General features: G+C 62.3%; 10 protein-coding genes. 6 read left to right on the top strand and 4 right to left on the bottom strand.

What is annotated here, in order from left to right:
- Window positions 1-129: 129 nt before the first annotated feature.
- The gene (locus ACIQH5_RS22375) at window positions 130-561 is read right to left on the bottom strand and encodes a universal stress protein (protein WP_054808808.1); all 432 of its coding nucleotides are present in this window, start codon (window positions 559-561) and stop codon (window positions 130-132) included.
- A 236-nt stretch (window positions 562-797) separates the two neighbouring features.
- Here ACIQH5_RS22375 and ACIQH5_RS22370 point away from each other — a divergent pair, with 236 nt between their 5' ends.
- A complete protein-coding gene (locus ACIQH5_RS22370; RefSeq protein ID WP_026541717.1) occupies window positions 798-1,007 on the top strand; it encodes a dodecin in 210 nt (69 codons plus the stop codon).
- Window positions 1,008-1,092: 85 nt separating this feature from the next.
- Here ACIQH5_RS22370 and ACIQH5_RS22365 read toward each other — a convergent pair whose 3' ends face one another.
- Complete coding sequence (locus ACIQH5_RS22365) at window positions 1,093-1,983, bottom strand: helix-turn-helix transcriptional regulator (protein WP_400407823.1); 891 nt, start codon at window positions 1,981-1,983, stop codon at window positions 1,093-1,095.
- Between the two features lie 201 nt (window positions 1,984-2,184).
- Here ACIQH5_RS22365 and ACIQH5_RS22360 point away from each other — a divergent pair, with 201 nt between their 5' ends.
- The 5 genes from ACIQH5_RS22360 to ACIQH5_RS22340 are packed head-to-tail and all read left to right on the top strand — an operon-like array spanning window position 2,185 to window position 6,911.
- Window positions 2,185-3,006 carry an aldo/keto reductase gene (locus ACIQH5_RS22360; RefSeq protein WP_400407821.1) on the top strand — a complete coding sequence of 274 codons (822 nt, stop codon included), beginning with the start codon at window positions 2,185-2,187 and terminating at the stop codon, window positions 3,004-3,006.
- 32 nt (window positions 3,007-3,038) lie between these two features.
- The gene (locus ACIQH5_RS22355) at window positions 3,039-4,010 is read left to right on the top strand and encodes an aldo/keto reductase (protein WP_400407819.1); all 972 of its coding nucleotides are present in this window, start codon (window positions 3,039-3,041) and stop codon (window positions 4,008-4,010) included.
- On the top strand, window positions 4,007-5,047 hold the full coding sequence (locus ACIQH5_RS22350) for an SDR family oxidoreductase (protein ID WP_400407816.1): 1,041 nt from the start codon (window positions 4,007-4,009) through the stop codon (window positions 5,045-5,047). Before ACIQH5_RS22355 ends, ACIQH5_RS22350 begins: the two co-directional genes overlap by 4 nt.
- The gene (locus ACIQH5_RS22345) at window positions 5,044-5,874 is read left to right on the top strand and encodes an aldo/keto reductase (RefSeq protein ID WP_400407814.1); all 831 of its coding nucleotides are present in this window, start codon (window positions 5,044-5,046) and stop codon (window positions 5,872-5,874) included. Before ACIQH5_RS22350 ends, ACIQH5_RS22345 begins: the two co-directional genes overlap by 4 nt.
- Before the next feature lie 14 nt (window positions 5,875-5,888).
- Window positions 5,889-6,911: a lactonase family protein gene (locus ACIQH5_RS22340; protein ID WP_400407828.1), complete on the top strand. Its 1,023-nt coding sequence runs from the start codon at window positions 5,889-5,891 to the stop codon at window positions 6,909-6,911.
- Window positions 6,912-6,985: 74 nt separating this feature from the next.
- On the opposite strand, the gene ACIQH5_RS22335 is transcribed toward ACIQH5_RS22340, so the two are convergent.
- A complete protein-coding gene (locus ACIQH5_RS22335; protein WP_400407811.1) occupies window positions 6,986-7,216 on the bottom strand; it encodes a hypothetical protein in 231 nt (76 codons plus the stop codon).
- A complete protein-coding gene (locus ACIQH5_RS22330) occupies window positions 7,213-7,410 on the bottom strand; it encodes a hypothetical protein (protein ID WP_159735905.1) in 198 nt (65 codons plus the stop codon). The genes ACIQH5_RS22335 and ACIQH5_RS22330 overlap by 4 nt, the downstream gene beginning before the upstream one ends.
- Between the last annotated feature and the right edge of the window lie 272 nt (window positions 7,411-7,682).

The raw sequence follows: 7,682 nt of genomic DNA, 5'->3' as shown, positions 1-7,682 counted from the left end.
ACTCAACGACAGACCCCGCCAACGATTCGACTTCTGCACCCCCAATGAGATGATCAGAACCTTCCTGTTGCGATAACCGCTAGAAACCGCCCCCTCATAACGGCCTGTGCTGCTACCTACATGGGTTGGTTATGCGTCCACGTCCGTGTTCACGATGTACACGTCGCACGGAGCGCCGTGGGCCACGCTGTTGGCGATGCTGCCCAGGACGCGGCCGAGGCCCTTCATGCGCTTGTTGCCCACAACGATCAGCGAGGCGTTGTTGGTCTCGGCGTAGTTGATCAGGGCGTTGGCCGGGGTACCGCGGGCAGCGAAGTACTTGATGTTGCCGGCGGGGACGTCCAGCTCTTCGGAGACCTTGCGGGCCACATATTCAGCGGAATCCGCCGAGGAGACGGTGATGCGGTCGCTGCCGCTGCCGAATTCTTCAATGCGGTCATCGGAGAAGCCGCTGATCACGTGCAGTTCGGCGCCGAGTGCGGTGGCGAGCTTCGCTGCTGCCACTGCTGCGCGCTTGGCCGTCTCGCTGCTGTCAACGCCGACCACAATAACTTCTGACATGTGTACTCCTGGTTGTGGGGATTCACTGGGTGCTGCTGCTAGAAATCTACACTCCATCACCATCCGCCGGGATGATCCCTTTGGACCGGGAGTGTTTACGGCTGGAATCACTGGGTAGGGGTGGCCCCCGCAGCCTCTGGCCGCACGGTGATCCGTGGGCTAGTCTGCATGGACGGCCTGCCTGGCGGGCCTGATTTTCTTGTCCAGAGATTCGTATGACGTTGATGAGGAGCACCATGGCCGGCCACACATATAGCGTTTCCGAAATTGTAGGAACTTCCACCGAAGGCGTTGACGATGCGATCAAGAACGGCATCGCAACGGCCTCCGAGACCCTGCGGAACCTGGACTGGTTTGAGGTCAAGGAAATCCGCGGCCACCTCGAGGACGGCGCAGTAGCCGACTGGCAGGTCACCATCAAACTCGGGTTCCGCCTGGAGCGCTGAACAGCCCGGGCGCTGATCAGCCCCAGCGCTGATCACCCCTACGCGAGTTGCCAGTTAATGCCAGTGTTCCCGCGGAACATTGGCATTAACTGTCCTCTCCGCGGGCGGGTTCGGGTTCGGGGACTTGGGCGCTGACGTCGCCGAAGTTCAACAGCGTCAAAGCGTCCGACGACGGCGAGCCGGCCCTCGCGGAATAGATCCTCAGCAGCTGGTCGGGGTCGTCCGGGAGACTCAGGGTTTCAAAGTTCAGTTCGAGGTCCCCCACCACCGGGTGGTGCAACCGGACGGTGCCCGCGGATCGGGTGGCAACCCTATGGCCGGCCCACCATTGACGGAAGTGTTCGCTGTGGACGGCGAGCTCACCCACCAGTTGATTGGTTTGAGGATCGTTGGGGTGCCGGCCCACGTCCATGCGCAGGGCACCCACAGCTTCAGCAGCCACGGTCTTCCAATCCCTGAAGAGCGCCCCGGCCAGGGGGTCCAAGATGATCCATCGCGTGAGGTTGCGCTCCGGTGCGGGAAGCGATGCGAAATCGGTGAAGAGCAGGTGTGCCATCCGGTTTCCGGCCAGCACATCCGCACGCCGCCCCAACACCATGGCCGGAACATCACCAACGGCGTCGAGCAACTGCCGGAGTGCTGGCCTCACTTTTTGTACCGCGTTTTGTGCCAGGCCGGCGCTGCCTGCGGAACTGGCGCAGTGCTCCAGCAGGTCCATCATGTGTGCCTGTTCCCCCGCGTCCAGGCGTAGTGCGCGGGCCACAGAGTCGAGGACGGCCTTGGACGGATGGATGTTGCGGCCCTGCTCCAGACGTGTGTAGTAGTCGGTGCTCACTCCGGAGAGCCGGGCCACTTCTTCGCGGCGGAGTCCGGGTACCCTGCGGGCACCACTGTTCTCCTGCGCTCCGGCGTCCTCGGGCGAGAGGCGGGCACGCATGATTTTGAGGAATTTACCGAACTCGGCGCTTTGACCCATCTGCCCATTCTGCCGTTCGAGGCGCGTGAAAGGCCACCGTTGTGGGTAGGACTACCAGACCTAGGAAAAACAGGATCACGCTGGGTTGCTGACTCTGCCGCCAAAAGTGAATAGGCTCGGTACAGAGCCTCCGAAAACGCTTTCTGAGTATCGGAAGCGTGGAGCGCCCCGGACAAAGCCATCCCGTCGAAGGAGACCGTCATGCCAGAGCTGACATTGAATAACGGCGTCACCATCCCCCAGCTTGGATTCGGTGTCTTCCAAGTACCTGCCGACGAAACGCAGAAGGTGGTGGAAGACGCCTTGGAAGCCGGCTACCGCCACATCGACACCGCGGCTGCGTACCGCAACGAGGCCGGGGTCGGCGCTGCGATTGCGGCCTCAGGCATTCCGCGGGAAGAACTCTTCATCACCACCAAGCTCCGTAACGGCGAGCAGGGCGAAGCCCATGACGCCTTCCAGCGCAGCCGCGATGCCCTGGGCCTGGAGGTCATTGACTTGTACCTCATCCACTGGCCTGTCCCGTCACAGGGCCTTTTCACCCAGGCGTGGAAGGAGATGGAGAAGCTGCACCAGGACAAGCAGATCCGCGCTATCGGCATCTCCAACTTCCTCCAGGACCACGTGGACACGCTGCTCAAGGAAGCGGAGGTGGTTCCGGCCGTCAATCAGATCGAAGTCCACCCGACGTTCCAGCAGGCCGAGCTGGCCAACAAGTGCCGCGACCTGGGCATCGCCGTGGAGGCGTACAGCCCGTTGGGGCAGGGCAAGGACCTGAACGCGGAGCAAGTGGCCCTTGTGGCCGCCGCCCACGGCACTACTCCTGCACAGGTAATCCTGGCCTGGCACCTCGCCCAGGGGACCATCGTGATCCCCAAGTCCGCGGACTCGAAGAGGATGCGAGAGAACTTCGGCGCAGCTGACCTCACTCTCACCGAATCTGAACTTGCGGCCATCACGGCACTCGAGGCGGGTGCCCGCATCGGTTCCGATCCCGCCGTCGCAGCTTTTACCCAGCTCTAAAGCCCCACGAACAAAGCAAAGGACTCAACCACATGCAGTACACCCACCTGGGCCGTTCCGGCCTGAAAGTTTCCCGTCTTTGCCTGGGCACCATGAACTTCGGCCCGCAAACCGACGAGGCAACGGCACACTCCATCATGGATTCCGCACTGGAATCCGGCATCAATTTCTTTGATACCGCCAACGTTTATGGCGGCACCGAGCACCGCGGCTGGACCGAGGAAATCATCGGCCGCTGGTTCGCGAAGGGCGGCGAACGCCGCGAACGTACGGTGCTTGCCACCAAGTTGTACGGCACCATGACGGACCGTCCCAACGAGTCCAAGTTGTCGGCACTCAATATCCGCCGGGCACTCGATGCGAGCCTGAAGCGGCTGCAGACGGACTACATCGACATCTACCAGTTCCACCACATCGATCGCGATACGCCGTGGGATGAGATTTGGCAGGCAATCGAGGTTGGCGTCCAGCAGGGCAAGATCCTGTACTCGGGCAGCAGCAACTTTGCCGGCTGGCACATTGCGCAGGCGCAGGAAGCCGCCCGCAAGCGCAACTACACCGGGCTGGTCAGCGAGCAGTCCATCTACAACCTGTTCCGGCGTGAAGTGGAGCTCGAGGTCATCCCGGCAGCGCAGAACTACGGATTGGGCCTGATTCCTTGGTCTCCGCTTCAGGGCGGGCTGTTGGGTGGCGTGCTGAAGAAGGAAGAGCAGGGAGTCCGGCGCGCTGAGGGCCGCGCCTTGGAGACGCTCCGCAAGCACGAGGACCAGATCCGTCAGTATGAGGATTTCGCGGACGAACTTGGCCACAAGCCCGGCGATGTGGCGCTTGCTTGGTTGCTCCACCACCCTGCAGTAACTGCTCCGATTGTTGGGCCGCGTACCCAGGAGCAGTTGGACGCTGCCATCCGCGCCCTGGACGTGTCCCTTAATGAGGACGCCCTTAAGCGGCTCGACGACATCTTCCCGGGCCACCGCCCGGCTCCCGAAGACTACGCCTGGTGAGCACCCTCCTCCCCGGCAGCCTTGGAAAAGCAGCCGACACCGTCTCGCCACGGAACATCCTGTTCATTGGCGGGACCGGGGTCATCAGTGCGGCGGCGGTTGAACGCGCCGTCGCACTGGGCCACCGGCTGACCATCCTCACCAGGGGACGGTCAGCCGGGCGGCCTGTCCCGGATGGCGCCGAGGTCCTCCATGCGGACATCCGCGATGCCGCTGCCGTGCGGGAGGTACTTCAAGGAAGAGAGTTCGACGCCGTTGCGGACTTTATCTCCTACACCCCGGATCAGGCGCGGGCCGGCGTGGAAATGTTCCGCGGGCGGACAGGTCAGTACGTCTTCATCAGTTCAGCATCGGCGTACCAGAAACCGCCCACAACTCTGCCTATCCGGGAATCGACCCCGCTGAAGAACCCGTTCTGGCAATACTCGCGGGACAAGATCGCCTGCGAGGAGCTCTTGTTCGAGGCTTACCGTGAGTTGGACTTCCCGGTGACCGTGGTTCGGCCTTCCCACACCTATGATCGGACCAAGATTGCGATGGTGGGCGGGTGGACGGACATCCACCGGATGCGTGCCGGGATGCCGATCATGGTGCACGGTGACGGTACCTCGTTGTGGACGTTGACTCACAGCCGGGACTTTGCCAAAGCCTTTGTTGCTCTGCTGGGCAGGCCGCAGGCTGTGGGTGAGAGCTACACCATCACCTCGGACGAGTTCCTTCCTTGGAATCAGATCTACCGCCTGTTTGCCCGGGCGGCCGGGGTGGACCAACCGGAATTGTTCCACGTTTCCTCGGAGACCATCGCCGCCCACAGCCCTGAGCTCGGCCCCAATCTGCTGGGCGACCGCTCGCACTCCGTGGTGTTCGACAACTCCAAAATCAAGGCACTCGTCCCTGACTATACGGCCACGATTCCGTTCGCGGACGGTGCGCGGGAGATCGTGGCATGGCATGATCAGCATCCTGAGCTCCAGGTGGTTAAAGAGGACTATATGGAGCTATGCGATCGGCTTTACGAAAGGAATGTGCGCCCGTGACATTTGCCCCGCTCATTGAACTCAACGACGGCCATAAGATCCCGCAATTGGGACTAGGTACGTGGCCGTTGAATGATGCCCAGGTTGCCGATGCCGTGGTGGAGGCTGTGTCGCACGGTTACCGGCACGTGGACACTGCAAAGAAGTACGGCAATGAGAGGGGCGTGGGCAACGGCATCCGTACCTGCGGGGTGAACCGCGAAGAGCTCTTCATCACCACCAAGCTGGACGGCGAATTCCAAGGTTCAGGCAAGGCTGTTGCCGGACTCGATGGCTCCTTGGAACGCTTGGGGCTGGAGTATGTTGACCTGTTGCTGATCCACTGGCCCCTCCCCCGCCGCGGTGAGTTTGTGTCCACATGGAAGACCTTCGAGGAATTGCAGGCCTCGGGCAAAGCGCGCTCAATCGGGGTTTCCAACTTCAAGCCGGCCCACCTGGACCAACTGTTGCGCGAAACGGATGTGGTTCCGGCCATCAACCAGATTCAGGTCAGCCCGTCCATCCCGCGCTCTGCTGCCAGGGCTTTCAACGAAGCGAACGGCATCGTCACGGAGTCCTACAGTCCACTGGGTGCCAGCAGCGATCTGTTGAACGCTCCAGTACTTGCCGGCATTGGCGAGAAGTACGGAAAGACGCCGGGCCAGGTGGTGCTCCGATGGCACATCCAGCAAGGCTTGGTGGCCATACCCAAAACCGCGAATCCACAGCGAATGAAGGAGAACCTGAACGTCTTCGACTTCGAACTGGACCAGGAAGATCTCGCCAAACTGCAAACGCTCGACGGCGGACCTGACGCAGGCGTTGACTCCGACGTTCAGGGGCACTGACCGTGGCGGCACTGATCTGGGTTGGCTGCTACACCGCTGACAGGGATGGGAACGGCAAGGGCGTCACGGCCCTTGCCGCGGACGAAGACGGCCAACTCAGCTCCCTCGGCTTGGCCGTCACCGCCAATTCGCCGTCGTTCCTTGCACTGCACCCGACGCTCCCGGTGGTCTACGCCGTTGCAGAAGAAGGTAAGACCGTGCGTGCGTATCGCCGGACGGGCGACGTTGAACTGGAGGCCTTCGGCGATCCTTGGCCGGCGGGTGAGGCTACCTGCCACGTGGCCGCCGATCCGCTGGGCCGTTTCATAGTTGCCACGTGTTGGGGCGATGGTCAGGTCATCCTGTATGAACTGGACGACGACGGCGCCATCACCTCGCGCGCCAGTGCGGCAGCCGCCGTCGACCCCCACAGTGCAACGTCTCCGGACGAGCCGCGGCCAAGCCGCGCGCACTCAAGCCTGATGCTGCCCGATGGCCGCGTCATGACCACGGACCTGGGGCAAGACCTGGTCCGTGTGTGGCAGTACGCGCGGGGTGAAGGCCTGCAGCTGGATCACCAGGTGATCCTGCACAAGGGCTCCGGCCCGCGGCACATGGCCCGGCATCACAGCGGAACTGTGCTGGTGGACACCGAATACTCGGTGGAAGTTGCCGTGCTTCGGATGGAACCGGACGGCACGTATGAGCTGGCAAGCATGGTTCCGGCCAGTGCCACAGGCGCCAAGGACGGCGACTCCGGCGCGGAGATTGCGTTGTCCCCGGATGGTCGGTTCGCGTACGTGGGCGTGCGGGGTTCCAACCGCATCTGCGTGTTGAAAGTGTCCAACGGCGGGACTGAGCTGGAGCCCGTGGCAGAGGTGCCGTGCGGCGGCGAGTGGCCGCGCCATCATATGGTCCGCGAAGGCTGGCTGTACGTGGCCAACGAAGGTTCTGACGACGTCGTGAGTTTCAGGCTTGACCCCGAAACCGGGTTGCCCGAGGGCCCCGTCAGCCGGGTGGAGACGGGCTCGCCCAGCGTGCTGATTCCCGCCGTTTAATTACCGCCGAGGTGGCACTTAATACGTATGATCCGCTCAGACATTGGTATTAAATGCCACCTCGGCGAGTCTATTCAGGCGGTCCAGACCTCGACGTCGTCGGTTCCGCAGATCAGTCGGCGGCCTGTTGGTTCCAGAATCACCCAGAGCAGTTCCTGGTGCTTGGAAACGTCATCAACGCGGCCAGTGCCGGCGCCCCACGCGACGTCGTAGATCCACACCGGATCACCGGAGCTGAGCTCTGTCCACTCCGAAGCCGGAACGTGGCGGTAATCGGCGGGCCTGTTCAGGATGGTGCTGGTCATGCCGATACTTCAGCGGCAGTGCGGCGCCGCCATACGGTGGGTACGCCCTCGTGGGCCGGCAGGACATGGCCCTCGGCGAAGACCTGGACGGCATCAGGATCGGAGTCCGGGCTCCACAGGCCCGACGCCGGGCAGTGGGAACCGGTAGGCATGACGCGGGTGGCTCGTTCGCGCAGGAGGGCGATGCTCTTCATCGTTGAAACTCATCCTTGGGTAGATCGGGGGCGTTATGTGAAGCAGATCTCCTCAACCCTATGAAACTCCCCGCTCAATCGTTATGGACAAGTGCATAGCGTTTGCCGGTGTTCCCATGCAAAGGCACAGTGAGTTTCGCACCCCATCCCAAGTAGGTAGCAGTTGAGGTCGTTCTCAGCTGGCGGTTTCTAGCGGTTATCGCAACAGGAAGGTTCTGATCATCTCATTGGGGGTGCAGAAGTCGAATCGTTGGCGGGGTCTGTCGTTGAGT

This window comes from Paenarthrobacter sp. NPDC091711, assembly GCF_044756605.1.
Taxonomy (GTDB): Bacteria; Actinomycetota; Actinomycetes; order Actinomycetales; family Micrococcaceae; genus Arthrobacter.
This window is presented reverse-complemented; position numbering and strand designations above follow the sequence as displayed.

Bases quoted from the DNA above. Each gene is read 5' to 3' on its own strand.
- ACIQH5_RS22375 (WP_054808808.1), bottom strand. From the start codon at position 561: ATGTCAGAAGTTATTGTGGTCGGCGTTGACAGCAGCGAGACGGCCAAG.
- ACIQH5_RS22370 (WP_026541717.1), top strand. From the start codon at position 798: ATGGCCGGCCACACATATAGCGTTTCCGAAATTGTAGGAACTTCCACC.
- ACIQH5_RS22365 (WP_400407823.1), bottom strand. From the start codon at position 1,983: ATGGGTCAAAGCGCCGAGTTCGGTAAATTCCTCAAAATCATGCGTGCC.
- ACIQH5_RS22360 (WP_400407821.1), top strand. From the start codon at position 2,185: ATGCCAGAGCTGACATTGAATAACGGCGTCACCATCCCCCAGCTTGGA.
- ACIQH5_RS22355 (WP_400407819.1), top strand. From the start codon at position 3,039: ATGCAGTACACCCACCTGGGCCGTTCCGGCCTGAAAGTTTCCCGTCTT.
- ACIQH5_RS22335 (WP_400407811.1), bottom strand. From the start codon at position 7,216: ATGACCAGCACCATCCTGAACAGGCCCGCCGATTACCGCCACGTTCCG.
- ACIQH5_RS22330 (WP_159735905.1), bottom strand. From the start codon at position 7,410: ATGAAGAGCATCGCCCTCCTGCGCGAACGAGCCACCCGCGTCATGCCT.